This is a genomic window from Methylobacterium marchantiae, from assembly GCF_042679825.1.
Classification (GTDB): Bacteria; Pseudomonadota; Alphaproteobacteria; order Rhizobiales; family Beijerinckiaceae; genus Methylobacterium; species Methylobacterium marchantiae.
The window spans coordinates 62,353-84,542 of the sequence record NZ_JBHTND010000019.1; the positions used below are offsets into that span (position 1 = coordinate 62,353).

General features: G+C 66.5%; 27 protein-coding genes. 15 read left to right on the forward strand and 12 right to left on the reverse strand.

Annotation, left to right across the window (positions count from 1 at the left end):
• The first annotated feature begins 60 nt into the window (after nucleotides 1-60).
• The 5 genes from purL to ACFQ4G_RS14645 all read left to right on the forward strand — a co-directional run bounded on the left by purL (nucleotide 61) and on the right by ACFQ4G_RS14645 (nucleotide 4,358).
• Nucleotides 61-2,280 carry a phosphoribosylformylglycinamidine synthase subunit PurL gene (purL, locus tag ACFQ4G_RS14625; protein ID WP_238204449.1) on the forward strand — a complete coding sequence of 740 codons (2,220 nt, stop codon included), beginning with the start codon at nucleotides 61-63 and terminating at the stop codon, nucleotides 2,278-2,280.
• A gap of 25 nt (nucleotides 2,281-2,305) precedes the next feature.
• On the forward strand, nucleotides 2,306-2,542 hold the full coding sequence (locus tag ACFQ4G_RS14630) for a BolA family protein (protein WP_238204451.1): 237 nt from the start codon (nucleotides 2,306-2,308) through the stop codon (nucleotides 2,540-2,542).
• Between the two features lie 22 nt (nucleotides 2,543-2,564).
• The gene (locus ACFQ4G_RS14635; protein ID WP_238204452.1) at nucleotides 2,565-3,071 is read left to right on the forward strand and encodes a DUF29 domain-containing protein; all 507 of its coding nucleotides are present in this window, start codon (nucleotides 2,565-2,567) and stop codon (nucleotides 3,069-3,071) included.
• A gap of 26 nt (nucleotides 3,072-3,097) precedes the next feature.
• On the forward strand, nucleotides 3,098-3,439 hold the full coding sequence (gene grxD / locus ACFQ4G_RS14640; RefSeq protein ID WP_238204454.1) for a Grx4 family monothiol glutaredoxin: 342 nt from the start codon (nucleotides 3,098-3,100) through the stop codon (nucleotides 3,437-3,439).
• A 703-nt stretch (nucleotides 3,440-4,142) separates the two neighbouring features.
• Nucleotides 4,143-4,358 (forward strand): hypothetical protein, encoded by a 216-nt coding sequence (locus ACFQ4G_RS14645; RefSeq protein WP_238204462.1) that lies wholly within the window; start codon nucleotides 4,143-4,145, stop codon nucleotides 4,356-4,358.
• 55 nt (nucleotides 4,359-4,413) lie between these two features.
• On the opposite strand, the gene ACFQ4G_RS14650 is transcribed toward ACFQ4G_RS14645, so the two are convergent.
• On the reverse strand, nucleotides 4,414-5,238 hold the full coding sequence (locus tag ACFQ4G_RS14650; RefSeq protein WP_238204464.1) for a hypothetical protein: 825 nt from the start codon (nucleotides 5,236-5,238) through the stop codon (nucleotides 4,414-4,416).
• A gap of 152 nt (nucleotides 5,239-5,390) precedes the next feature.
• Between ACFQ4G_RS14650 and ACFQ4G_RS14655 the strand changes: the two genes are divergently transcribed.
• On the forward strand, nucleotides 5,391-5,720 hold the full coding sequence (locus ACFQ4G_RS14655) for a porin (RefSeq protein WP_238204466.1): 330 nt from the start codon (nucleotides 5,391-5,393) through the stop codon (nucleotides 5,718-5,720).
• 3 nt (nucleotides 5,721-5,723) lie between these two features.
• On the opposite strand, the gene ACFQ4G_RS14660 is transcribed toward ACFQ4G_RS14655, so the two are convergent.
• Genes ACFQ4G_RS14660 through ACFQ4G_RS14670 form a run of 3 tightly spaced genes read right to left on the reverse strand, consistent with a single transcriptional unit; the run spans nucleotide 5,724 to nucleotide 7,804 of the window.
• Nucleotides 5,724-6,212, reverse strand: coding sequence for a hypothetical protein (locus tag ACFQ4G_RS14660; protein ID WP_238204468.1), 489 nt, complete (start codon nucleotides 6,210-6,212; stop codon nucleotides 5,724-5,726).
• The gene (locus ACFQ4G_RS14665; protein ID WP_238204470.1) at nucleotides 6,196-6,621 is read right to left on the reverse strand and encodes a rod-binding protein; all 426 of its coding nucleotides are present in this window, start codon (nucleotides 6,619-6,621) and stop codon (nucleotides 6,196-6,198) included. Before ACFQ4G_RS14665 ends, ACFQ4G_RS14660 begins: the two co-directional genes overlap by 17 nt.
• A gap of 40 nt (nucleotides 6,622-6,661) precedes the next feature.
• Nucleotides 6,662-7,804, reverse strand: a complete 1,143-nt coding sequence (locus ACFQ4G_RS14670) for a flagellar basal body P-ring protein FlgI (protein WP_238204472.1) — start codon at nucleotides 7,802-7,804, stop codon at nucleotides 6,662-6,664.
• A 282-nt stretch (nucleotides 7,805-8,086) separates the two neighbouring features.
• Here ACFQ4G_RS14670 and ACFQ4G_RS14675 point away from each other — a divergent pair, with 282 nt between their 5' ends.
• Complete coding sequence (locus ACFQ4G_RS14675) at nucleotides 8,087-8,518, forward strand: flagellar assembly protein FliX (RefSeq protein ID WP_238204474.1); 432 nt, start codon at nucleotides 8,087-8,089, stop codon at nucleotides 8,516-8,518.
• Between the two features lie 37 nt (nucleotides 8,519-8,555).
• Here the strand turns inward: ACFQ4G_RS14675 and ACFQ4G_RS14680 are convergent, their stop codons facing one another.
• On the reverse strand, nucleotides 8,556-11,564 hold the full coding sequence (locus tag ACFQ4G_RS14680; RefSeq protein ID WP_238204515.1) for a PAS domain-containing protein: 3,009 nt from the start codon (nucleotides 11,562-11,564) through the stop codon (nucleotides 8,556-8,558).
• A 527-nt stretch (nucleotides 11,565-12,091) separates the two neighbouring features.
• Here ACFQ4G_RS14680 and dksA point away from each other — a divergent pair.
• Both dksA and ACFQ4G_RS14690 read left to right on the forward strand, forming a co-directional pair.
• Nucleotides 12,092-12,511: an RNA polymerase-binding protein DksA gene (dksA, locus tag ACFQ4G_RS14685; RefSeq protein ID WP_238204476.1), complete on the forward strand. Its 420-nt coding sequence runs from the start codon at nucleotides 12,092-12,094 to the stop codon at nucleotides 12,509-12,511.
• Between the two features lie 206 nt (nucleotides 12,512-12,717).
• Entirely contained in the window at nucleotides 12,718-12,894 is a 177-nt protein-coding gene (locus tag ACFQ4G_RS14690) for a hypothetical protein (protein WP_238204478.1), read from the forward strand.
• A gap of 21 nt (nucleotides 12,895-12,915) precedes the next feature.
• On the opposite strand, the gene flgH is transcribed toward ACFQ4G_RS14690, so the two are convergent.
• The 4 genes from flgH to flgF all read right to left on the reverse strand — a co-directional run bounded on the left by flgH (nucleotide 12,916) and on the right by flgF (nucleotide 16,420).
• Nucleotides 12,916-13,701 carry a flagellar basal body L-ring protein FlgH gene (flgH, locus tag ACFQ4G_RS14695; protein WP_238204479.1) on the reverse strand — a complete coding sequence of 262 codons (786 nt, stop codon included), beginning with the start codon at nucleotides 13,699-13,701 and terminating at the stop codon, nucleotides 12,916-12,918.
• 49 nt (nucleotides 13,702-13,750) lie between these two features.
• Nucleotides 13,751-14,800 carry a flagellar basal body P-ring formation chaperone FlgA gene (gene flgA / locus ACFQ4G_RS14700; protein ID WP_238204481.1) on the reverse strand — a complete coding sequence of 350 codons (1,050 nt, stop codon included), beginning with the start codon at nucleotides 14,798-14,800 and terminating at the stop codon, nucleotides 13,751-13,753.
• 76 nt (nucleotides 14,801-14,876) lie between these two features.
• On the reverse strand, nucleotides 14,877-15,668 hold the full coding sequence (flgG, locus tag ACFQ4G_RS14705; RefSeq protein WP_238204483.1) for a flagellar basal-body rod protein FlgG: 792 nt from the start codon (nucleotides 15,666-15,668) through the stop codon (nucleotides 14,877-14,879).
• 11 nt (nucleotides 15,669-15,679) lie between these two features.
• Nucleotides 15,680-16,420, reverse strand: a complete 741-nt coding sequence (gene flgF, locus ACFQ4G_RS14710; RefSeq protein ID WP_238204485.1) for a flagellar basal-body rod protein FlgF — start codon at nucleotides 16,418-16,420, stop codon at nucleotides 15,680-15,682.
• 273 nt (nucleotides 16,421-16,693) lie between these two features.
• Here flgF and fliL point away from each other — a divergent pair, with 273 nt between their 5' ends.
• The 6 genes from fliL to ACFQ4G_RS14740 all read left to right on the forward strand — a co-directional run bounded on the left by fliL (nucleotide 16,694) and on the right by ACFQ4G_RS14740 (nucleotide 21,056).
• Nucleotides 16,694-17,203, forward strand: a complete 510-nt coding sequence (fliL, locus tag ACFQ4G_RS14715) for a flagellar basal body-associated protein FliL (protein ID WP_238204486.1) — start codon at nucleotides 16,694-16,696, stop codon at nucleotides 17,201-17,203.
• Nucleotides 17,204-17,228: 25 nt separating this feature from the next.
• Complete coding sequence (gene fliM, locus ACFQ4G_RS14720; RefSeq protein ID WP_238204488.1) at nucleotides 17,229-18,446, forward strand: flagellar motor switch protein FliM; 1,218 nt, start codon at nucleotides 17,229-17,231, stop codon at nucleotides 18,444-18,446.
• Nucleotides 18,447-18,453: 7 nt separating this feature from the next.
• Complete coding sequence (locus ACFQ4G_RS14725) at nucleotides 18,454-18,969, forward strand: DUF6468 domain-containing protein (protein WP_238204490.1); 516 nt, start codon at nucleotides 18,454-18,456, stop codon at nucleotides 18,967-18,969.
• A gap of 47 nt (nucleotides 18,970-19,016) precedes the next feature.
• Nucleotides 19,017-19,817: a MotE family protein gene (locus ACFQ4G_RS14730; protein WP_238204516.1), complete on the forward strand. Its 801-nt coding sequence runs from the start codon at nucleotides 19,017-19,019 to the stop codon at nucleotides 19,815-19,817.
• 139 nt (nucleotides 19,818-19,956) lie between these two features.
• Entirely contained in the window at nucleotides 19,957-20,640 is a 684-nt protein-coding gene (locus ACFQ4G_RS14735) for an invasion associated locus B family protein (protein ID WP_238204492.1), read from the forward strand.
• 41 nt (nucleotides 20,641-20,681) lie between these two features.
• On the forward strand, nucleotides 20,682-21,056 hold the full coding sequence (locus tag ACFQ4G_RS14740; protein WP_238204493.1) for a hypothetical protein: 375 nt from the start codon (nucleotides 20,682-20,684) through the stop codon (nucleotides 21,054-21,056).
• Between the two features lie 117 nt (nucleotides 21,057-21,173).
• Here ACFQ4G_RS14740 and ACFQ4G_RS14745 read toward each other — a convergent pair whose 3' ends face one another.
• The 3 genes from ACFQ4G_RS14745 to ACFQ4G_RS14755 all read right to left on the reverse strand — a co-directional run bounded on the left by ACFQ4G_RS14745 (nucleotide 21,174) and on the right by ACFQ4G_RS14755 (nucleotide 22,019).
• Nucleotides 21,174-21,386, reverse strand: coding sequence for a hypothetical protein (locus ACFQ4G_RS14745; RefSeq protein ID WP_238204494.1), 213 nt, complete (start codon nucleotides 21,384-21,386; stop codon nucleotides 21,174-21,176).
• Complete coding sequence (locus tag ACFQ4G_RS14750; protein WP_379040464.1) at nucleotides 21,386-21,511, reverse strand: hypothetical protein; 126 nt, start codon at nucleotides 21,509-21,511, stop codon at nucleotides 21,386-21,388. Before ACFQ4G_RS14750 ends, ACFQ4G_RS14745 begins: the two co-directional genes overlap by 1 nt.
• Nucleotides 21,512-21,575: 64 nt before the next feature.
• Nucleotides 21,576-22,019, reverse strand: a complete 444-nt coding sequence (locus ACFQ4G_RS14755; protein ID WP_238204495.1) for a DMT family transporter — start codon at nucleotides 22,017-22,019, stop codon at nucleotides 21,576-21,578.
• Between the last annotated feature and the right edge of the window lie 171 nt (nucleotides 22,020-22,190).

A 22,190-nucleotide genomic window follows, 5' to 3' on the forward strand; every position in this document is an offset into this window, starting at 1 on the left:
GTGCGAGTCCCGTCCAAAGGGAGCTGCGCGAGAGGCGCCTGAGCGGTCGAGAGGGCTCGCATGTTCCGCAACGATGTTCCGATCACCCCAGAGCTGGTCCGCCAGCATGGCCTGACGCCGGACGAGTACGAGCGTTTCCGCGGCCTCATCGACCGCGATCCGACGCTGACCGAGCTCGGCATCGTCTCGGCCATGTGGAACGAGCACTGCTCCTACAAGTCGTCCCGCAAACACCTGCGCGGTCTGCCGACCAAGGCGCCGTGGGTGATCCAGGGGCCTGGCGAGAATGCCGGCGTCATCGACATCGGCGACGGTCTCGCCTGCGTCTTCAAGATGGAGAGCCACAACCACCCGAGCTTCATCGAGCCCTATCAGGGCGCGGCCACCGGCGTCGGCGGCATCCTGCGCGATGTGTTCACCATGGGTGCCCGACCGATCGCGGCTTTGAACGCTCTTCGCTTCGGCTCGCCCGACCATCCGCGCACGCGCCACCTCGTCTCGGGCGTGGTGGCCGGCATCGGCGGCTACGGCAACTCTTTCGGTGTGCCCACCGTGGGCGGCGCCGTCGGCTTCCACCCGCGTTACGACGGCAACATCCTCGTCAACGCCATGGCGGTCGGTCTCGCCCGCACCGACGGCATCTTCTACGCGGCGGCCACCGGCATCGGAAATCCGATCGTCTATCTCGGCTCGAAGACCGGACGCGACGGCATCCACGGCGCCAGCATGGCCTCGGCGGAATTCGACGAATCCTCCGAATCGAAGCGCCCTACGGTTCAGGTCGGCGACCCTTTCGCCGAGAAGTTGCTGCTCGAGGCCTGCCTCGAGCTCATGGCGTCGGGCGCCGTCATCGCAATCCAGGACATGGGCGCGGCGGGGCTGACCTGCTCGGCCGTCGAGATGGGCGCCAAGGGCGATCTCGGCGTGGAGCTCCACATCGAGAAGGTGCCGGCGCGCGAAGCGAACATGAGCGCCTACGAGATGATGCTCTCGGAGAGCCAGGAGCGCATGCTGATGGTGCTCAAGCCCGGCATGGAGGCCGAGGCCGAGGCTATCTTCGTCAAATGGGGTCTCGATTTCGCGATCATCGGGCACACCACCGACACGCTGCGCTTCGTCGTCAAGCATGACGGCGTCGTGATGGCCGACCTGCCGATCAAGGAACTCGGCGACGAGGCGCCTCTCTACGACCGGCCGCACATCGCCAACACCCACCAGTCGGTCATCGCTGCGGCCGACGTGCCGGCGACCATCGGCCATGCAGAGGCGCTGAAGCGGCTCGTCGGATCGCCCGACCTGTCGTCCAAGCGCTGGGTCTACGAGCAGTACGACCATTTCATCGGCGGCAACACCGTGCAGAAGCCCGGCGGCGACGCCGCCATCGTCCGCGTCGAGGACGGACCCAAGGGCCTCGCCATGACCGCCGACGTGACGCCGCGCTATTGCGAGGCCGATCCCGTCCAGGGCGGCCGTCAGGCCGTGGCGGAAGCCTGGCGCAACATCACGGCGGTGGGCGCCAAGCCGCTCGCCATCACCGACAACCTGAATTTCGGCAATCCCGAGAAGCCCGAGGTGATGGGCCAGCTCGTCGGCTGCCTGAAGGGAATCGGCGAGGCCTGCCTCGCCCTCGATTTCCCCGTCGTCTCCGGCAACGTCTCCCTCTACAACGAGACGAACGGCGTCGGCATCCTGCCGACCCCGACCATCGGCGGTGTCGGGCTCCTCGACGATGTCACCCGGCACGCGACGATCTCGCTGAAGCGCGAGGGCGACATGCTGGTCCTCGTCGGCGCCACCGAAGGCTGGCTCGGACAGTCGGTCTATCTGTCCGTGGTCTCCGGCCGCGAGGACGGCGCGCCGCCCCCGGTCGACCTCGCCGCGGAACGCCGCAACGGCGATTTCGTGCGCGGTCTCATCGTCTCCGGCCTCGTGGACACGGTCCACGACCTCTCCGACGGAGGTCTTGCCGTGGCGCTCGCCGAAATGGCGATCGCGGGCGGCATCGGCGCGACTCTGCCCGAGGCACCGGAGGGCCTCCCCGTCCACGCCTATCTCTTCGGCGAGGACCAGGCGCGCTACCTCCTCAGCGTCGCCCCGGAGAACGTGGGCGATCTTCTCTACAGCGCCAATGCGCAGGGGATTCCGGCCCTCGTCGTCGGCCTCACGGGATCGCGGGATTTGACCCTGCCGGGGGGCGAGACCATATCGGTCGCGGATTTGCGCAAGGCGCATGAGGACTGGCTGCCGAACTACATGGCGACCCGGCCCGCCGCGGCCTGAACATCATTCGAGAGGGATACGTCCGATGCCGATGGATTCGCGCGAGATCGAGGCCATGATCCGGGAGGCGCTGCCCGACGCCACGATCGAGATCAAGGATCTCGCCGGAGACGGCGATCACTACGCCGCCACGGTCATTTCCTCGGCCTTCAAGGGCAAGACCCGGGTGGCCCAGCACCAGCTCGTCTACGGCGCGCTCCAGGGTCGGATGGGAGGCGTGCTCCACGCTCTTGCGCTGACGACGGGCGTCCCGCAGGATTGAGTCGGTTCGCGGGATCGATCCGATGGAACAGCCGAGCCTCTACGACGACGACATCGTGACCTGGGCCGAAGAACAGGCAGCGGCGGTGCGTGCACTGGCGTCGCGGTCAGATCTGTCGAACGTCCTCGATTGGGAGAACATCGCCGAGGAGATCGAGAGCTTGGGGCGGTCTCAGATCCAGGGCGTCGAGAGCGCGCTCCTTCTCGTCCTTATCCATGTGCTCAAGTACCTTTCGGCCCCATCCGCCCAATCGACACGATCATGGCGTGTGGAGGTCGTCGCCTTCCATGCGACGGCATGCCGGAACTACAAGCGGTCGATGCGGCAGCGGATCGACTGGCAGGATCTCTGGACGACCGCGAAGGCGAATGCCGATGTGTCGCTCAAGATGTTCGGCGACAGGCTCGTCGGCGGTCTTCCCGAGACGATGCCGTTTGAGCCGGAAGAGCTCGTTTCCAAGACCTTCGACATGGATTGGGCGCTGGCGCGCCTCGCGGCGGCGGTGGAAACGCCGGGCGACCATCACTAGATCAAGCATCAAGTAGAGGAGTTAACATGACCGACGCCAACACCACCATCAAGACCGAGATTGATTCCCAGGACGTGGTCGTGTTCATGAAGGGCACGCCGCAATTCCCCATGTGCGGCTTTTCGGGCCAGGTCGTGCAGATCCTCAATTACCTGGAAGTGCCGTTCAAGGGCGTGAACGTCCTCGACGACATGGCCATCCGCGACGGCATCAAGGCTTTCTCGAACTGGCCGACCATTCCGCAGATCTACGTGAAGGGCGAATTCGTCGGCGGCTGCGACATCACCCGCGAGATGTTCCAGTCCGGCGAATTGCAGCAGTTCCTGTCCGAGAAGGGCATCCCGGTAAAGGCGACCGCCGTCGCCTGAACCCGCCTCTTCTCGACACCCGCCGATCGATCTGGGGCGCGCAAGCGTCCTTTTTCGTGTCCGCTGCAGTGGATCGGTTCCTTCCGGTCAAACGTCGGAGCGCGCCGTTAGACAAACGCGGCTCCGCGCGGAACGCCGACCCGACTCACACTTCCGATCATCCACGCCGCTCCTCTCCGGAACGATGATTGTCACCGGTTTTGATGGTTTCCAGGCAAGATCGAAACTCGAAAGTGCATAGGCCTGATTACTTAGGCAAGTCGGCCATTGAGGCCTATTCCTGGGACATCCAACGCATTGATCCATCTTCGGCGAACGTGATCTGGACATTCTTCCGGCGTTCAGGGCTCGAAAGAGCCGGAGACACGGCACACTTGCTTTTAGGACTCGGATCCAGACCCCGACACCGCAAGCAACGACTTGTCTAAGACTTTTTCCAGCCAGAGAGGATTTGTGTCTTGTCGCACAGACGTGCCCAGGATTCCCTTTGAGCATTTTTTAAGCAGCGGAGACTTTGCCCCACTCCGGTCAAACCTGTAATCGCGTGTGCTTTCGCACTGCGAAAACTGTGCGGCGATGCGAAAGCAAATTAAGCGTAAATAATCGGGGCGGGCGGGAACTTGTTGCCGTTATCCCCATTATCCGCTTATACGCGCCCAACGACCCCTGCGAAATCCGCACGGCTCAAGGTCCGGTGACCGCAATGCCAGTGTTCGAAGCAAAAAATCTAGATTGCGAATTCGAGGGCCAAGCCCTGCTCGCGGCAATCCTGTTTCCGACCCTGGAAGCTCGGGATCGTGCTTTGACGCATGGCCGCAACCGCGCAGCTCGCGCCTGCGCGATGGCCGATCCGATGACGATCGAGCCGCGCTATCCGAGTTCGCTCCGCGATCCCGAAGTCGAGGTCCAGGCCTCCTGAAGCATTCCGCGTAAGGCGGTTCTTCCGAGGCCTGACATCCTCGTTTGCCGTCTGCTTACCATGTCTGGGTGGTGATGAGCCCCTGCTTGGTCACGACAGCCCAGCCGCGACCGCGTCGCTCCACCGAATCGACCTTGCCGATGCCAGGTATGGTGTCGCCCGGACCGACCTCGACGAGGCGATGTCGGCGGTCTTCGATGACGGCCACGCCGTTATAAACTTCTCGTACCGCCCAACTCTCGATGACGGCCGGCGCCGAAGCCTTCGGCTTGTCGGAGATGGACCCGGTCTCCGTCGGCTCGGGCTGAGGCGCTCTGGACGCTTGGGGAGCGACGACCGGAGCCGCGGGAGCTGGCGGTGCAGCGCGCTTTTCCAATTGTGCCGTCAGAGCGGCGATCTTCGCCGTCTGGTCGCGCTCGGTCTGGTCCTGCCGTTCGGCCACGCTGGCGACCTTCGCCACGATAGTCTGCTCGGACTTGCCGATCCGGTCGTTGAGCGTAGCGGAGCGGTTCCTGGCTTCGCTGCGAACCGACTCGGTGGCATCCTGGACCTGGGCCAGGACTTTCCCGATCTTCTCGATCTCACCCTGTAGACGGGCGACGTCCGCGTGCCTCGTATCGAGGCGGGACTGGATCTGCGTCAGTGTCTCGGAGGAGCGATCGGCCTTCGGCGAAACCAGACTCATCGCGCCCGCACCCATGGCGAGGCCGAGGGTGAGCGCGGCTGCGGTGACACCGGCGAGGAGCGGGTCCACCGAGGGCAGGCGCTTGCGGGCCTGCGGCACCGGCGCAGCCTTCGCCTTGGCGTCGGCGACGGCCTGTTTCAGTAGCGCTTCCGGCGACCGATCGGATGACGCCGCTCCGATGACCTTGTCCGCCATGACCCGTTCTTCCTGTTCGACCACGTCACCATTGATTAAGGACGTTTGTTTACCGAAAGGTTACCAGAGGCCGAAGAATGCCGGGGTCGACCCGTCCGGTCGGTCGGGTAAAGTTGGTTCTTGGGCGCGGAGCGGACGGGAGCGACACCGGCATGTCAGGTAAGATTCTGCCCTACGGCCTGGCCCTCGGTCTGACCCTGGACATGACGCTCCAGGCGTCGGCACTCGAGCCGGTTCGGCCGGAGCCGCAACAGGCGGCGAAGCCTTGCCCTCGGCACGGCGCAGGATTCATCCGCATCCCGGGCTCGGAGACCTGCATCCGTGTCGGTGGCCGGGCGAGGACGGGGCTCGACCTCCGCTCAGGCGAGGACGGCTCGGCCGCGCGCCCAGTCGCCGGTGGCCGATTGTCCGTCGATACCCGCACGGAATCGGATTACGGCCCGGTGCGGACCTATGTGCGGATCGATGCGGGCCGGCGCTGACGCCTACAGGCTGCGTGACAGCACCAGGGGCTGGCTGCGTCCCGCCGCGCCCTTGCCATAGGGCGAAGGCGGCTGCGAGGGGCGGCCATAGACCGTGGTCGTCCTCGACCGGTTCATGTCCTCGGCCAGGGATTTCACCAGGCTCTCGGAGACCGTCCGCGCCGTCGCCAGGACGACCTGGCTGGTCTCGACCACCTCGGCGAAGCGCCGATGTGCGGCTTTCAGGCCCTCGACAGCATCCGGGGCGAAACGCGCGAGGGCGATGGCATTGGCCTTGGCGACTTCGAGACCCTGCATGTAGGCAGCCGCCAGGGCGGTCTTCCGCTCCGTCTGCGACAGGCCCTGGCGCAGGCGTCCGGCCCGAACGTGGCCGCCTTCCTCCGTCAGGATCTCCTCCAGCGCCCGCATCGTCTGCATGATGTGGGCGATCAGGGCGTCCGCGCCGGCCCGGTCGAGGATGCGCAGGGTCTTGGTCTCAGTTGCGGGTCGCATTGCCGGCCTCCTGCATCTTCATCATCTCGCGGTAGACCTGATCGGCGATGCCGATACCGCCGCTCTTCACCACCTGGCCCGCATATTCCTTGGTCAGCATCGACCGGTAGACCGCGCCGCCGGTGCCGTTGTCGCCGAGAGGGCCGTCGGTCCCCTCGGACGTCGCGAGGCGGTCGAGGGTCTGCTCCAGGAACATCGCCTCGAAATCGTTGGACGCCTTGCGCGCCTTGACCTCCGCCGGCGTCTTGCCCGTGGCGGCGGATGCCGCGGCGAGCTTGGTGTTCGCGGCCGTAGCGGCGGACTTGGCGGTATCGGACTTCAGGCCAGTGCTCACCGATTTGGCGATGTCGCCGACGATGGCCTTGCCGACGCCGATGGCGGCCTTGGCTGCAAGGGGTGCGAACAGCATGGTCATCGCCTCACGGGTTGGAGGAGGAAGAGGTTCAGCATCACATCACCTCGATATCGGCCTGGAGGGCGCCGGCGGCCTTGATGGCCTGAAGGATCGAGATCAGGTCTCGCGGGCCGACCCCCAGGGCGTTGAGGCCATCGACCAGCTCGCGCAGGGTCACGCCTTCCTTGACCAGGGCGAGCTTGTTGCCCTCGCCGGTATCGACCTTGACGCCGGTGCGCGGCACCACCGTGGTCGTCCCGTTGGAGAGCGGTGCCGGCTGGCTCACCTGCGGCTGCTCGGTAATGGTGACGGTGAGGTTGCCCTGGGCGATGGCGACGGTGGAGACCCGCACGTCGCGGCCCATGACGATGATGCCTGAGCGCTCGTCAACGATGACGCGGGCGGTCTGATCCGGCTCCACCTTCAACTGCTCCACCTCGGTGACGAGGCGGATCATGTTGCCATTGTACTTCGCTGGGATCTGCAGGGTCACGGTGGCCGGGTCGGTGGGTTCGGCGGTGTCGGCGCCCATGAAATCGTTGATCGCGGCGGCGATGCGCTTCGAGGTGGTGAAGTCTGGATTGCGCAGGGACAGGCGCAGGGTGCGCATGTCGTTCATCTTGAACGCCATCTCGCGCTCGATCATCGCCCCGTTGGGAACGCGCCCGTTGGTGGGGACGCCGCGGGTGATCTTGGCGGCGTCGCCCTCGGCCGAGAAGCCGGCGATGGCCACCGAGCCCTGTGCCAGTGCGTAGACCTCGCCATCGGCGCCGAGCAGAGGTGTGACGAGAAGGGTGCCGCCCTGAAGCGACTTGGCGTCGCCGAGCGATGACACCGTGATGTCGATGCGGTTGCCCTGCGTGGCGAAGGGCGGCAGGCTCGCCGTCACCATCACGGCGGCCAGGTTCTGCGTGCGCATCGTGGCGCCGCGGGTATTGACGCCGAGGCGTTCCAGCATCGCCTGGAGCGACTGCTTGGTGAAGGGGATGTTGTTCAGGGTATCGCCGGTGCCGTTGAGGCCGACGACGATGCCGTAGCCCACCAGCTGGTTCTGGCGCACGCCCTCGATGCTCGCGAGATCCTTGACCCGCGACAGGGCGAGAGCCTGTCCGTTCAGGGCGAAGACCAGCGCCAGCAGCGCGGCGATGCAGCGCGCGAGGCGGGCGGATCGGTGGGGCCGGGCGATCGCGGTTGGCATGATGCGCTTTGCTGGTCGGCGGAGCATGTCGTGTGAAATGGACATGCAGGACAATCTGCCAGGACCATGCCAAACGCCGCCTTCATCCAACCAATTGAAATTGAAAGATTTTCCTTGAATACGAGGATGATTGCGGCGGCGAGCACACCTGCTTTCCCTGCCGACCCGGCAGGTTCTGCCCGGTCGTTTACGGACAGTTAACCACGAGAGCCGGATTCTGACCGTCGGAGTCGATCTTCGTGCCGATGCGCGGAGCGACGTCCTGACTTTCGGAGACGGCCCATGCGCGTCGATAACCGCCCCGCCTCACAGGCCCTCGCCGCCGCCTCGCCGTCGCCGCGCAAGGCGGATGCGTCCCAGGCCTTCCTGGTGGGGGGTGAGACGGCCGCTGCTGCATCGTCCGCTGCCTCTGCACCGGCGACGTCGCTGGCCGGGCTCGACGCGATCCTGACGCTGCAAAGCCGGGAGGAGCAGCCGGGCGAGCGCCGCCGCCGTTTCGCCAAGCGCGGCCACGACCTCCTCGACGGTCTCGACCGGCTCAAGGCCTCGCTGGTCATGGGCCGGGTCTCGACGCGCGAGCTCCAGGCCATCGCGAGCCGGCTCTCCGAGCGGGCCGGGAGCAGCGGCGACCCACGCCTCGACGGGCTCATCGCCGATATCGAGCTCCGCGCGGCGGTGGAGCTCGCCAAGCTGGCGGCGGGGCAGGCCGCCTGATCCGAACGGCCCGGATTTGGGCCGACGCCCTCGCCGCTCAGCTTTCCATCATGTCGCGGATGCGACCCGCCAGGGTTTCCACCGGGAACGGCTTGGTGATCATCTGCATGCCCGGATCGAGTTGGCCGTTACCGAAGATCGCGTTCTCGGCATAGCCGGTGATGAACAGCACCTTGAGCGAAGGCCTGCTCTCGCGAGCCTGATCCGCGAGCTGGCGACCGTTGAGGCCCGGCAAGCCGACATCGGTGACCAGGAGATCGACGCGCTCCTGGGTGAGCAGGATCTTGAGCCCGGAAAGGCCGTCCGGGGCGGAGATCGCCCGGTAGCCGAGGTCTACCAGCACATCGACGATGAGGTCGCGCACCACCGCCTCGTCCTCCACGACGAGGACCGTCTCGCCATCCCCGAGGCGCGAAACCTCGGCGCCGGCTTCGACAGCGCCCGCCTCCGCTTCGCCGTCGACGCTGCGAGGCAGGTAGAGCTTCACGGCCGTGCCATGCCCGACCTGGGAATCGATCTTGGCGTGACCGTCGGACTGTCGGGCGAAGCCATAGATCATCGACAGGCCGAGGCCGGTTCCCTGCCCCAGAGGCTTCGTGGTGAAGAAGGGATCGAACGCCCGCGCGATCACGTCGGCCGGCATGCCGGTGCCGGTATCCGAGACGGAGATGCAGATGTACTGGCCCGGCTCCACGCCCGGATGCAGGCGGGCATAGGCGCGATCGAGTTCGGTGTTGACCGTCTCGATGCGCAGGCGGCCGCCATCCGGCATGGCGTCGCGGGCGTTGATCGCGAGGTTGAGGATCGCGTTCTCGAGCTGATGCGGATCGCACAGGGTCGGCCAGAGCCCCTCCCCCATGGCGATGTCGAGGGCGATCGTCTCGCCGATCGTCCGGCGCAGAAGATCTTCGAGCGATGCGATCAGCAAGTTGGCATCGACCGATTTCGGATCGAGCGGCTGACGTCTGGCGAAGGCGAGAAGCCGATGCGTCAGGGCCGCGGCCCGGTTGGCCGAGGACATCGCCGCCTTGGCGTAACGCTCGATATTGTCCATCCGGCCCTGCGACAACCGAGTCTGCATCAGGTCGAGGGAACCGACGATGCCGGTCAGCAAGTTGTTGAAGTCGTGAGCGATGCCGCCGGTGAGTTGGCCCACCGCCTCCATCTTCTGCGCCTGGCGCAGGGCGTCCTCGGCGAGTTCGAGAGCCGCCGCCTGCTCGCGCTCCGCCGTAGTGTTGCGGCCGCTGGCATAGACCCTTCCATCCTCGAAGGCGCCGGTCCAGGCGAACCAGCGGTAGGTGCCGTCGATATGGCGCAAGCGGCACTCGAACGGGTCGGTGAGCGGTTCGAGGACGATGGCCGAGAAGGTCGAGCAGGTGGCGTCGCGGTCGTCGGGATGGGCGAGATCCGCGAAGGACACACCCGCGAGATCCTCGGCCGTCCAGCCGAGGAGCGTCGTCCAGGCGGTGTTAATCGCGGCGATGCGGCTGTCGGTCTCGGCGACCATGAGAAGGTCCTGCGACAGGCGCCAGGCCCGATCCCTCTCCTGCGTCCGCTCCTGAACCTCCTGCGTGCGGGCCTGGACCTGCTGTTCCAGCGTCTCGTTGAGCCGCCTCAGGGCATCTTCCGCGAGGGCGCGGTCGGTGACGTCGTGACCCTCGGCGAAGATGCCGGTGACGGTGCCGTCCGCTTCCGTGATCGGCTGGTAGACGAGGTTGAGGACGCGTCGCTCGAGGATGCCCTCGCGTCCGGACTGAATGGTCACGAGCATGTTGCGGCCGATGAAGGGCCGGCCCGTGGCATAGACCTCGTCGAGGAGTTCGAAGAAGCCTTGCCCTTCGACCTCGGGCAGTCCCTCGCGGACGCTCACACCGATGAGGTCGCGCTGACCGACGAGCTGGAGATAGGCCTCGTTGGTGTACTCGAACACATGGGACGGCCCGCGCAGGACGCACATGAAGCCGGGCGCATCCTGGAACAGCGTGCGCAGGCGGTCGCGCTCCGCCGTCGTCTGCCGAACCTCGGAAAGGAGAGCGTTATTGGCCTGCCGGAGGGCTTCGGCCGCCTCCTGCCGCATGCGCACGGCTTCCGCCAGCACGGCATTGCGCTCGCGCTCGGCCTCGTAGGCCGAGACGCTGGCGAGGCTCGACGAAACCTGTCCGGCGAGAAGCTTGATGAAGCTGAGATAGTCGGCGTCGAAGGGCCGGTGGGGATTGAGGCCGACCATGAGGGTGCCGAGCGGTGCGCTGCCGCCCTGTCCGATGAGCGGCAGGATCACGGCCTTCGCCGGCGGTCTCGACCAGTCGCCGGTCGGCCATTCCTCCGCCGGGGCGAGATCGATGACCGTCTCGCGTCCCGTATCGCCCAGCCACCAGCCGAGCGGGCCGGTGGGATCGATGGAATTGGGCAGCGCGGCATGGTCCGGCGATATCCCCGTCGTGGAGGCGAGGCGGGCCACGCTTCCCTGGTCGAAGAGATAGATCGCGCTGAACGGCAGGTCGCGGCGATCCTCGCCGAGGCTGGCTTCCGCGGCCTGGAGGGCGTCGGACCGTGTCTCCGCTCGCGCGAGACTCTCGGCCACGAGACGCAGGATACCGAGCCGCCGCTCGCTGATGACCCGGTCCGTCTCCTCGCTGACCGCGCAGAACAGACCGCCCACCGATCCGTCATCGTCGATGACGGGGCTGTAGGAGAAGGTATGATAGGTCTCCTCCGGGTAGCCGTTGCGCTCCAGGAGCAGCAGAAGCCCGCGATCCCAGGTCGCCTCGCCATCCTCGTAGACGCTGCGGATGCGCGCCTCGATATCGTCCCAGATCTCGGCCCAGAGGATTTTCGTGGGCTTGGCCAGCGAGTCCGGGTGCTTGAGGCCGAGGGTCGGGCGATAGGCGTCGTTGTAGAAGAACGCGATGTCCGGCCCCCAACCGAGCCACATCTCGAACCGCGACGTCAGTAGGATCCGCAGGGCGACCTTCAGCGCCTCCGGCCAGCTTTCCGGCGGGCCGAGCGGCGTCCGGGTCCAATCCTTGGCCCGCATCAGGGCCGCCATCTCGCTCCCGCCGACGAAAATCTCCGACCGTCCGGCAATGGCTTTCGGCAAGGATCGGCTCTCCGGCACGTATTGGCCACGGTTGCATTATGGGGCGGAATACCGGGAGGTCGATGGACCGACCCGCGCGGATCGATCCTATAAATCACGCCGGCACGGTCGCATACCGGCCACGACCATCCGCTTGCCTTCCGGTCGGCGCACCGTCGCCGAGCGTTGCACCCCTGCCACCGCAAGGGCGCACCTGCACCGCGACGAGGCGCGGGCCGATCTCCCGCGCAGCGGCGGCGAGCTTTAAGACCGGCCCCATGATTGCTTCGATCCTGGCTCGTGCAGCGGATTTGTCCGAAACCGGCCCATTCCGCGGGGATCGATGCATCCGTTGCGTGTTTGTCGCAGACTGCATCCATCACGCCCTGGGATGAGGCTGGGGGTAAAGGGTGCGTTGTGGTACGGAGCGCCCTCCAGTAATAGGCACGCGAAACATCGCCGCGTACCGGCTGTGACGGACTTGCGAAGGGGCGAGGATGGCGACAGTCAAGATCGAGGACGGTTATGTCCCGTCCGAGAACGAGCCGTTCATGAATGACCGGCAGCGTGAGTATTTCCGCCGCAAGTTGGTGGGATGGAAGGCCGATATCCTGCGCGAAGCACAGGATACGCTGGTGGCACTTCAGACCGAGAACGAGAATCATCCTGATCTCGCCGATCGTGCGTCTTCGGAAACCGACCGGGCGATCGAGCTCCGGGCGCGGGACCGCCAGCGCAAGCTGACCGGCAAGATCGATGCGGCGCTCTCCCGCCTCGAAGACGGAAGCTACGGCTATTGCGAGGAGACCGGCGAGCCGATTTCCCTGAAGCGCCTCGATGCCCGGCCCATCGCCACCCTGTCGCTGGAAGCCCAGGAGCGGCATGAGCGACGCGAGCGCGTCTACCGAGACGAATAACATAGATGTAGGCGCGTCTTCGGGGCAGAGATTTTTATATCCGCCGGAAACGCCTACATCTTCGAAGGTCAGCCTCGAAGTTTTCGAGCGGACCTTGGCGGCAGATCAAATAAAAGCTTGGCTGTATTTGATCTATCTCTGTCCGGAACCTTATCCCTCATCTCGCGATTCCCGATACGACTTTGGTGTCGATCGAGGATCCAGATATGAATAACGAAATTCTGATCTTAGTACTCGCCGTCGTGACGTTGGGGATCGTCATCGCCGTGGCGATGTGGCAACGCGGCCGTGTCGCCAAGCTCAAAAACGATCCCGAACGCTCGGCCTTCCTCGACAACCATGGGACGGCCCCACGTCCGAACCGCCCCGGCACCGAGCATTGAGAACGTGCGTCCTGCGGCCGCTCAGAACGGCAGCAGGACGTCGACCAGTTGCTGGCCGTAGCGGGGCTGCTGCACATCGGTGATCTGACCGCGGCCGCCATAGGCAATGCGTGCCTGGGCGATCTTCGACGAGTCGATCGTATTGTCGGATTCGATGTCCTCGGGCCGTACCACGCCGGCGACGATGAGTTCGCGCACCTCGAAATTAATCCGGATTTCCTGCTTGCCCTCCACGACGAGGTTCCCGTTGGGCAGGATCTGATTGACGATGGCGGCGATGTTCGTGGTCACCGTCTCGTTGCGCTGAACCGAGCCCGCGCCGTCGCTGGACGAGGTCGATGTTCCGGTGATGAGCTTGTCCGGGCTGATCCCGGCGGCGGCGACGGCGGCGCTGCTCTCCAGGCCGAACGCGTTGGGAAGCCCCAGGCCCTCCGCATTGGAACGCGAGCGCTTGGTCTCGTTGTTCAGGTTGGCCTTGTCGGTGACATTGACCTTTATCGTGACGAGATCGCCGATACGCGCGGCGCGCTGATCCTTGAAGAAGGCGCGTGATCCCGTCCGCCACAGGGAGTTCGGCGCGTAGGAAACCGGCTGGATATCCGGCATCGGCAGGCGCACCGGACGGTAGCCGGGCTGGGACGTCGGATCCTCGATGGCCGAGAGCGGCGGCGTCGCGCCGATCTGCGACAGCCGGTCGACGGTGTTGCAGGCGCCGAGGCCCGAGCAGGCCAGCAGGATGGCGGCGAGCGCGATGGGCTTGGCGATGATGGGCTTGGCGATGAGGCGGCGGGTCGAACGGTTGCTCATGGTCCGGGCTTCCATGGAGAGGCAGCGTTGTTCGGTAGGGAGGGCGGCGTCAGCGTCCGGCATCGAACGTCGCGCTGGCCTGGCGGCCGAGGCTGGCGGGCGAACTGACCGAGACGCGGCCGGGGCCGATGATGGTGGCGGCGAGAATCTTCTTGGAGACGGGATTTGTGACGGTGATCGCGGCGCCGAGACGCCCGTTCTCGTTGGCCTGGCCCCGCAGGGAGAGGTTGAGGCCCGGCGCATCGAACACGATGGTCACGGCCTCGCCGCGCTGGACCAGATCCGCCGGGGCGATGTCGCCGGAGCGAAGGACGGCGCCGGCGCTCAGGCTGCGCTGGGCGACCTGACCCGTGGCGACGGCAGACCCGCCCTGGGCATCGGCCGGCGTCGCCTCGCGAGGGCGGCGTTCGACGGTGATGTCGGCGGCGCCCAGCGTGTCGCCGCGGTTGAGAGAGCGGGCCAGGACCTGGACCTCGCGGATTTCCTGGACCTGACCGGAGACCCGCAGCGACGCCTGGCGCTCGCCCAGGGTGATGAGGGCGGCGACCCGCTTGAGGCGGGGATCGTAGGAGAGATCGAGGGCCGTCGCCTGTCCGTCGAGATCGACCGGTGCGAGCAGGATCGTGTTCTCGCCGTCGAGGCGGATCGCAAGGTTGCGCTGGTCGAGCCCGTAGGAGGCTTCCAGCACGCGCTTGATCGCGGCCTCGATCTCGGTCGGGCCCACGCGCCGGGCGGCGCGTTGAACCGAGACCTGCTGGCGGCCGCCGGTCTCGATCTCGCCGAGGCCGAGCGGCATGACCGCCTCGGCGATGCGGCGGGTCTGGATCGTGCCCGACGCGCCGAGCGCCGGAGCGCGGAACAGCGGTCGCCTCGCGAGATCCGTCGGCGCACCCTCCACGAGATCGCCGAGGGTCAGGATGTCGCCGCGTGCGGTGACGTCGCCGCGCAGACGGACGCGCTGACCGGCCTCCTCGGCGAGGACATGGACGGTCATGTAGCTGAACGCCGCCAGGGCGATGAAGACGCGCACGACGATGCCGGGCGTGAGCGTGGCGACGCGCTTGCGCTGTACGGGGTGGATCTGTCTCAGGGCGTACATGGCACGACGCTTTCGGGGACGGGCTGAAGCGAGGACACGAGATCGGGAGGTCAGCCCGGACGGGCCGGCCGGGTCCCTAGCCGCGGAACATCTGCGAGGTGGTCGAGAGCATCTGGTCGGCGGCGGTGACGACCTTCGAGTTCATCTCGTAGGCGCGCTGGGCCGCGATCAGGGACGAGATCTCGTTGACGGCGTTGACGTTCGCCTCTTCGAGATAGCTCTGCTGCAGGTTGCCGAAGCCTTCCGAGCCCGGCAGGCCGTTGATGGCGGGGCCCGAGGCGGCGGTCTCGATGAACAGGTTGTCGCCGATGGATTCCAGACCGACCTTGTTGACGAAGCGGGCGAGCTGGAACTGGCCGAGGGTCTGCGGCGCGGTCTGTCCCGGCACGGTCGCCTGGACCGAGCCCTGCGCGCTGATCGTGACGCTGGTCGCGTTGTTGGGCACCGTCATGCCCGGATCGACGAGGTAGCCGTCGCGGGTCACGAGCTGTCCCTGGGCGGAGAGGTCGAACGAGCCGTCGCGGGTATAGGCGATGCGGCCGTCGGGCATCGTGACCCGGAACAGGCCCTCGCCGCGGATGGCGACGTCGTATTCCTTTTCCGTCGAGGTGAGCGTGCCCTGCGACATCGTCCGGGCGGTCGAGGTCGTCTTCACGCCCGATCCGATGGCGAGGCCCGCCGGAAGCTGGGTGTTCTGGTCCGAGGTCGAGGAGCCGGCCCGGCGCAGGTTCTGATAGAGCAGGTCCTGGAAATGGGCCTGCTGGCGCTTGTAGCCGGTGGTGCGCAGGTTCGCGATGTTGTTCGAGATGACCTGGACGTTGAGTTCCTGGGCCGCCATGCCGGTGGCGGCTGCGTAGAGGGCGCGCATCGTCTGATTCCTTACGCGACGTCGGCGAGGCGGCGGATCGCCGTGCCCCGCAATTCGTCCAGGCGCGAGATCACGCCCGAGACCATGGTGTAGGTGCGGTTCACGTCCATCAGCCGGGTCATCTCGATGACGGGCTTGACGTTGGAGCGCTCGAGCGCTCCGGATTCGAGCCGGCCATTGAGGCCGGCGGCCACGGGGGCCGCTTGGGAGGCGTAGAGGTTGGCGCCCTCGTTGGTGAGCGCCTGCGGATTGGCGAAGGTCACCATCCGGACCCGTCCGCGGATGCCGATATTGGTGGAGACCGTGCCGTCAGGCCCGATGGAGAGGCCGGTCTCCTGGGCGTTGATCTGGATCGGGCCGCCCTCGCCCTGGACGGCGTAACCGTCGCTGGTGACGAGATTGCCCTGCGCATCCGTCTCGAATGCGCCGTTGCGGGTGTAGCGGTCGCCGTTGGGCGTGCGGACCACGAGGAAGGCTTCCCCGCGGACGGCGACATGGAGCGGGTTGCCGGTCTGCTCGATCGGCCCCTGGGCGAGATCGAGGGCGGTGCCCTGGTCGATGACGTAGGAGACACGCCGGTCCTGGGGCTTGAACGAGTCGGCACTCGCCACCGGCATCAGGTATTCCTGGAAGCGGGTATTGCGGCCCTTGAAGCCATTGGTCGAGACGTTCGCCATGTTGTTGGCGATGACGTCGAGCTCACGCTGCAGGGCGACCTGACTGGAGACTCCGACAAACAGTGCGTTCTGCATCGATCGACAAGGCCTCGAGGTGCGGCGACGTTAAGGATGTCCGCACGGGCCGTGCCATCTGCAAAAATCAGAAAATATCTTTCTTAATCAACGTCTTGATTGGAGTGATGCCTGGACTTTTCCGGCCGCGCCTTCATCCCCGCGGCAGAAAGCACCCGGCAGCTTTTGCCGCCTTAACGACACGTTAACCGTGACCGAAGATATCTTTGTCGACGGGGTCGCGAGCCATCATCGCCGCCGGCACCCTGGGACGGGATTCGAAGAGGGCGCTCCATGGCCAAGAAGCCCAAGAAGGCCCCTGCCGCGGAAGGGGAAGGCGCCGAAGGCGAAGCCCCGAAGGGCGGCAAGAAGAAGATCATCATCATTGGCGCGGCCGTGCTGCTGCTGGCCGGCGGCGGTGGCGGATACGTCATGATGAAGAAGAAGGCCGGCGACGGCCTCGGCGACCCGGCCGTCGCCGAGGTCAAGAAGCCCCTCGTCTTCCTCGACGTCCGCGAGATGACGATCAACCTCACCAACGAGCCCGGTCAGGACAAGCCCCGCGTCGCCAAGGTCAAGGTCTCCCTGGAACTGAAGGACGCCAAGGTCGAGGGCGAGGTGAAGCCTCTGATGCCGCGCATCGAGGACACGTTCCAGGTTTACATGCGCGAATTGCGCGCCAGCGACCTCGCCGGCTCCGCCGGGCTCTACCGCCTGCGCGAAGAGCTGCTCCGGCGCGTCAACGTCGCGATCCATCCGGCACGGGCCGAGGCCGTGCTCTTCAAGGACGTCATCGTCCAGTAACCCCAATATCGGTGTCGAGACGGTCATGGCGGGTCCCGAAGACGAGATCGAAGAGGACGATTGGGCGACAGCCCTGATCGAGCAGAACGCCGAAGGCGGCGAATCCTCGCTGGCCGACGAGTGGGGCGCGGCGCTCGCCGAGCAGGGCACGACCACGCATGCCAGCGACGTCGCCGCCGAATGGGCGACGATGATCGAGGACGGGGAGACCGACAATCTCCCCGAACTCGCCGGCAACGATCGCATCCTCAACCAGGACGAGATCGACGGCGTCCTCGGCTTCAGCCTGCGCGAATTGTCGGCCTCGGGCGCCGGTGGTGTCCGCGCCATCGTGGATTCGGGCGTCGTTCAGTACGAACGCCTGCCGATGCTGGAAATCGTCTTCGACCGGATGATCCGGTTGTTGTCGACCAGCCTGCGCAACTTCTTCCAGGACAACGTCGAGGTGACCCTCGACAACATCACCTCGGTCCGCTTCGGCGACTATCTCAACGCCATTCCGCTGCCGACCCTGCTCGGGGTGTTCCGGGCCGATGCCTGGGAGAATTCCGGCCTCGTCACGGTGGAATCGAACCTCGCCTACTCGACCCTCGACCTGCTGCTCGGCGGCAAGCGCGGCGGCTCCTCGACCCGCCTCGACGGGCGTCCGTTCACGACCATCGAGATGCAGCTGGTGCGGCGCCTCGTGGAGATCATCCTCAGCGACCTCGAACTCTCGTTCCAGCCGCTCTCGCCGGTCCGCTTCGGCATCGACCGGATCGAGACCAACCCGCGCTTCGCCACGATCACCCGGCCGGCCAACGCCGCCATCCTGATCAGCCTCAAGCTCGACATGGACGGCCGCGGCGGCCAGCTCCAGATCCTGTTCCCCTACGCCACCATCGAGCCGATCCGTGAACTGCTCATGCAGAGCTTCATGGGCGAGAAGCTCGGCCGCGACCACACCTGGGAAAGCCACCTCGCCACCGAGATCTGGCAGGCCGACGCCACCATGGAGGCGGTGCTCCACGAGATGATGCTGCCCCTCAAGAGGGTGCTGTCCCTGAAGGTCGGCGACACGCTGATGTTCGACACCAAGCCCACCGACCTCATCAACGTCCGCTGCGGCGACTGGGCCCTGACGCAGGGGCGCATCGGCCGGGTGGACGACAACATCTCGGTGCAGCTCACGCGACCGCTGCGGCGCTCCCGCACCACGCTCCAGGCCTTCGAGGCCTCCATGAACAACCGCAACGACGGGTGACCCGCGCATGAGCCTCCTCGTCACCCTCGCCGCCGACGTCCTCGTCGCCATCCTCCTCGTGGCCAGCATCGTCTCGTCCGTGCGCCTGAGCCGGCGCATCACCCGCATGAAGGCCGACGAGGCCGGCCTGCGCCAGACCATTGGCGACCTCGTCGTGGCGAGCTCCACGGCGGAGCGCGCGATCATCGGCCTGCGCGCCACCCTCGACGAATGCGACCGGACGCTGGCCGACCGCCTCGGCACCGCCGAGCGCTACGCCGCCGACCTGTCCGCCCATGTCCAGGCCGGCGAGACCGTGATCGCCCGCATCTCGGCCATCGTGTCGCATGCACAGCCGTCGCGGATCGCCCCTTCCTCCGTGGAGCTCCGACCCTCCGAGTTCCGCACTGCCCCGGTTCACGGCGAGGAGATGCCGAGGATCGTCGCGTCGAGCCCCAATGGTGAACGTCTCGGTGTCGCCGCCGCGGCCGCCCTCGCCATGTCCGAGCGCGCCCTCGGCCGCCTGCGGAGCCGCGCCGCGTGAAGAAGCCGGGTCTCCTCTTGCGCCTTAAACAGGCGGGCCTCGGACAGGTGAAGCCCGGACAGACGGGCATCGGACAGGCACGCCCCTACAAGCTGCGCCTCATCGATGCGGTGACTCTGGCGGCGGTCGGGTTGCTGGTGCTCAAGCTCTCCGCGATCGTGGTCGACGATCTCCAGCCGGAGCCCGCCTCGTCGGCGGTGCAGCTTCCGGAGTTCGCCCGGGCCCTCGCCAAGGCCCGGACCAATTACGAAGGAGCCGACCCGCTCACCACCGGCTCGGTGACGCCGAAGGAGCCGGAGAAACCCGCCCCCGAGCCGGAACCGCCCGCCCCGCGCCCGCCGCCGCCCCCGGAGCCGATGCCCGCCAGCGAGCGCGCCATCCTCGAAAAGCTCGCCGCCCGGCGCGACGCCCTCAAGCAGCGCGACGAGACCCTGAACCTGCGCGAGCAGATGCTCGGGACCGCCGAGCGCAAGCTCGAAGAAGGTGTCGACGACCTCAAGCGCAACGAGGACAAGACCGACGGGAGCGGCGCGCAGAAGGCCGAGGCGGAGAAGGCCGGCCTGAAGAACATCGTCACCATGTACGAGACGATGAAGCCGAAGGATGCCGCCCGCGTCTTCGACAGGCTCTCCCTCGACGTCTTGGTGCCCATCGTCCTGGCGATGAATCCGCGCAAGATGGCAGAGGTGCTGGCGCTGATGCAGTCGGAGCCGGCGGAGAAGCTGACGGTGGCGCTTGCCAACCGTGCACGCGGCCAGACGCCGGCGCAGCAGCCCGTCGTCATGGGCCTCGGCCCCAACGAGTTGCCGGCCATCGACCAGGGCGGCCTCTCCGACAAGCGGCGCTGAGGCGGAGCTTCCCAAACAGCCTCGGACGGTCGGATCGGCGGTGGGAGACGACGCGCGATCCGGGTGTGTGCATTGCGCTCGTCGGCCGGGAAGGCTAGGCGGCACGTCGGACCTCGTTCGAACGCCGGAAGCCCGCTTGATGCGTTGGATGCATGTTTTACCCGTGATCGGCGTGCTGTCGCTCGCCGCGACCGGCCAGGCCTGGAACGGTGCCGTGGCGCAGGAAGCCGCGCCGGAGATGGACGCACCGGCCGCCTCGGAGGCCGCACCGAAGCCGAAACCCAAGCCGAAGCCGAAGCCCGCTCCCAAACCCGCCGCACCTGTCGCCACCGCGCCCGCCGCGACGCCGGCCGCCTCTCCCGCCAAGGCGGCATGGCCCGAGGGCGCCAGCGCCCTGAGCGAGAGCTACGGCGATTGGAGCATCAATTGCTCCCGCGCGAACCAGGCGACGATCTGCTCCGTCGTCCAGGCCCAGGGGTCGAAGCGCGAGAACCGGCGTGAATTCGCGATCGAGCTGAAGCCGCCCGCCAATGACCGCACCGACGGGCTGATCCTGATGCCGTTCGGCTTCCAGATCGAGCCGGGCCTGAGTTTCAAGCTCGACAATGCGGTCCTCGGAAAGGGTGCGCCCTATTACGCCTGCAGTTCGGAAGGCTGCCTCGTGCCGGTGAGCCTGCCGACTCTCGCCACCGATACGATGAAGACCGCCAAGAACCTGCTCATCCTCGCCATGAAGCAGGATGCCACCGAACCGACGACCATCACCGTGCCGCTCAACGGCTTCGGTGCCGCCCTCGCCAGGGCAAGCGCATTGTCGAACTGACGCGAACAGTCGGGCGACAATACAGACAGGAAACGCCATCCATGAAGCAGATCTTGCTCGCCTCGCTGCTGCTGGGGAGCCTCACAGCACCCCTCGCTGCACAGCCCGCACCGGATGCGCCTCCGCCGCCGGACACCAAAGAAGAGCGGCAGAAGAACACCGCCGCCAAGCTCGCCGGGCTTCTCCAGTTCGTCTCGGAATCCTGCACCGATTCCAAGCCGAACTACGAGACCTTCAAACAGGTGGTCAGGGGCCTGGGCATCGAGCCGGACGCCCTTGCCGGTGGCGAGTTGATCCTCCGGGTGAAGGCCTATGCCGACGTCTACTCCCAGGACGTTCCGGCCAATTGCGCCAAGGCGCTGGCCAATTTCGGCGAGAATGGCACCACCCTTCCGGGTCTCGTCGTCAAGAAGTGACGCGTTGAAGCGCTCACCGAGCCGGATCGCGCTTGGCTCGACGTCTTTCGGCGCCGGCATGGTCCGGCGCCGGTCAACCGGCAGAGTGCCGAAACCGACGTGAGGCTCGGGACGGCGTCACGGTTTCGACGTCGCGGTGATCGACGCGTCCGGGCAATTTGGCAGCACGGCCTTGCCGATCTTGTTGTTCGGATCACAGGCCGGGACGGTCGGCGCTCCGCCATTCTCGGCCCGCTCGGTCCGAAGCGCGTCGAAATTCCACACGCCGACCCAGATCACGGCGAGGATCGCGGCCAGCCCCAGGATGACCAACGGCATGAGGCGGCGCATCAGCGGGTCTCCGTCCGCTGCACGGGCGCCGTGTTCGCCGTCTCGCCATGATGGACGAAGGCATACAGGATCCCGACGGCGAGAATGGCCACGGCGGCGATGAGAACCGGAAAATAGCGATGCATGGCATGTCCTAACCAGACGGGTACGAGGTCGCAACGGAGGGGGTGCCGTCGGCGTGGCGCGGCGCTAGGAGGTCGCCACCAGGGCCACGCCTCCGATCATCAGCAGACCCCCGAGGATGCGCCAGACCGTTGCCGGGTGACGCTCGAAGCCGATCCAGCCGAAATGATCGAGCAGGATCGAGGTGACGACGCCCGCCGTCACGAGCATCCCGAGGAACGGAGCCGCTCCGATCTGGCGGGCCACCAGGAGCTGCGCGAGGACGATCCCGCCGCCGAGCACGCCGCCGAACCAGGCCCACCACGGAACCTCCAGCGCCTGGGCCATCGTCGGCAGCGAGAGCCTACCGGATAAGAGCCCCACCACGAGGATGCAGGTTGCCGTTCCAGCGGCAACCACGAGGCCGGCACTCAGCGACCAGCCGAGGCTCTTCGCCAGGGCTCCGTTCTGTCCCGCCTGCACAGCGTTCGCGACGCCGGCGAGGAGGACGAGGCAGTACAGATACCACATCGGTTCCGGGTTCCGTCGTTGGACCGTTGAACTAGCTGTCGTTGCTATGGAGGTTGTCCATCCGAGGGTGTCGCGCGAGGCTGTGGTTGCGAAGCCTGTAACCCCGGACCCGGAGCCTCGGATGGACGCTCATCAGAATGCGCGCACGACGCCCCATAGTCGACGGTTGAT

What these genes read in the sequence shown, in the direction of transcription:
- purL (WP_238204449.1), top strand. Translation starts at nt 61, where the DNA reads ATGTTCCGCAACGATGTTCCGATCACCCCAGAGCTGGTCCGCCAGCAT.
- ACFQ4G_RS14630 (WP_238204451.1), top strand. Translation starts at nt 2,306, where the DNA reads ATGCCGATGGATTCGCGCGAGATCGAGGCCATGATCCGGGAGGCGCTG.
- ACFQ4G_RS14635 (WP_238204452.1), top strand. Translation starts at nt 2,565, where the DNA reads ATGGAACAGCCGAGCCTCTACGACGACGACATCGTGACCTGGGCCGAA.
- grxD (WP_238204454.1), top strand. Translation starts at nt 3,098, where the DNA reads ATGACCGACGCCAACACCACCATCAAGACCGAGATTGATTCCCAGGAC.
- ACFQ4G_RS14645 (WP_238204462.1), top strand. Translation starts at nt 4,143, where the DNA reads ATGCCAGTGTTCGAAGCAAAAAATCTAGATTGCGAATTCGAGGGCCAA.
- ACFQ4G_RS14650 (WP_238204464.1), bottom strand. Translation starts at nt 5,238, where the DNA reads ATGGCGGACAAGGTCATCGGAGCGGCGTCATCCGATCGGTCGCCGGAA.
- ACFQ4G_RS14655 (WP_238204466.1), top strand. Translation starts at nt 5,391, where the DNA reads ATGTCAGGTAAGATTCTGCCCTACGGCCTGGCCCTCGGTCTGACCCTG.
- ACFQ4G_RS14660 (WP_238204468.1), bottom strand. Translation starts at nt 6,212, where the DNA reads ATGCGACCCGCAACTGAGACCAAGACCCTGCGCATCCTCGACCGGGCC.
- ACFQ4G_RS14665 (WP_238204470.1), bottom strand. Translation starts at nt 6,621, where the DNA reads ATGCTGTTCGCACCCCTTGCAGCCAAGGCCGCCATCGGCGTCGGCAAG.
- ACFQ4G_RS14670 (WP_238204472.1), bottom strand. Translation starts at nt 7,804, where the DNA reads ATGCCAACCGCGATCGCCCGGCCCCACCGATCCGCCCGCCTCGCGCGC.
- ACFQ4G_RS14675 (WP_238204474.1), top strand. Translation starts at nt 8,087, where the DNA reads ATGCGCGTCGATAACCGCCCCGCCTCACAGGCCCTCGCCGCCGCCTCG.
- ACFQ4G_RS14680 (WP_238204515.1), bottom strand. Translation starts at nt 11,564, where the DNA reads ATGGCGGCCCTGATGCGGGCCAAGGATTGGACCCGGACGCCGCTCGGC.
- dksA (WP_238204476.1), top strand. Translation starts at nt 12,092, where the DNA reads ATGGCGACAGTCAAGATCGAGGACGGTTATGTCCCGTCCGAGAACGAG.
- ACFQ4G_RS14690 (WP_238204478.1), top strand. Translation starts at nt 12,718, where the DNA reads ATGAATAACGAAATTCTGATCTTAGTACTCGCCGTCGTGACGTTGGGG.
- flgH (WP_238204479.1), bottom strand. Translation starts at nt 13,701, where the DNA reads ATGAGCAACCGTTCGACCCGCCGCCTCATCGCCAAGCCCATCATCGCC.
- flgA (WP_238204481.1), bottom strand. Translation starts at nt 14,800, where the DNA reads ATGTACGCCCTGAGACAGATCCACCCCGTACAGCGCAAGCGCGTCGCC.
- flgG (WP_238204483.1), bottom strand. Translation starts at nt 15,668, where the DNA reads ATGCGCGCCCTCTACGCAGCCGCCACCGGCATGGCGGCCCAGGAACTC.
- flgF (WP_238204485.1), bottom strand. Translation starts at nt 16,420, where the DNA reads ATGCAGAACGCACTGTTTGTCGGAGTCTCCAGTCAGGTCGCCCTGCAG.
- fliL (WP_238204486.1), top strand. Translation starts at nt 16,694, where the DNA reads ATGGCCAAGAAGCCCAAGAAGGCCCCTGCCGCGGAAGGGGAAGGCGCC.
- fliM (WP_238204488.1), top strand. Translation starts at nt 17,229, where the DNA reads ATGGCGGGTCCCGAAGACGAGATCGAAGAGGACGATTGGGCGACAGCC.
- ACFQ4G_RS14725 (WP_238204490.1), top strand. Translation starts at nt 18,454, where the DNA reads ATGAGCCTCCTCGTCACCCTCGCCGCCGACGTCCTCGTCGCCATCCTC.
- ACFQ4G_RS14735 (WP_238204492.1), top strand. Translation starts at nt 19,957, where the DNA reads ATGCGTTGGATGCATGTTTTACCCGTGATCGGCGTGCTGTCGCTCGCC.
- ACFQ4G_RS14740 (WP_238204493.1), top strand. Translation starts at nt 20,682, where the DNA reads ATGAAGCAGATCTTGCTCGCCTCGCTGCTGCTGGGGAGCCTCACAGCA.
- ACFQ4G_RS14745 (WP_238204494.1), bottom strand. Translation starts at nt 21,386, where the DNA reads ATGCGCCGCCTCATGCCGTTGGTCATCCTGGGGCTGGCCGCGATCCTC.
- ACFQ4G_RS14750 (WP_379040464.1), bottom strand. Translation starts at nt 21,511, where the DNA reads ATGCATCGCTATTTTCCGGTTCTCATCGCCGCCGTGGCCATTCTCGCC.
- ACFQ4G_RS14755 (WP_238204495.1), bottom strand. Translation starts at nt 22,019, where the DNA reads ATGTGGTATCTGTACTGCCTCGTCCTCCTCGCCGGCGTCGCGAACGCT.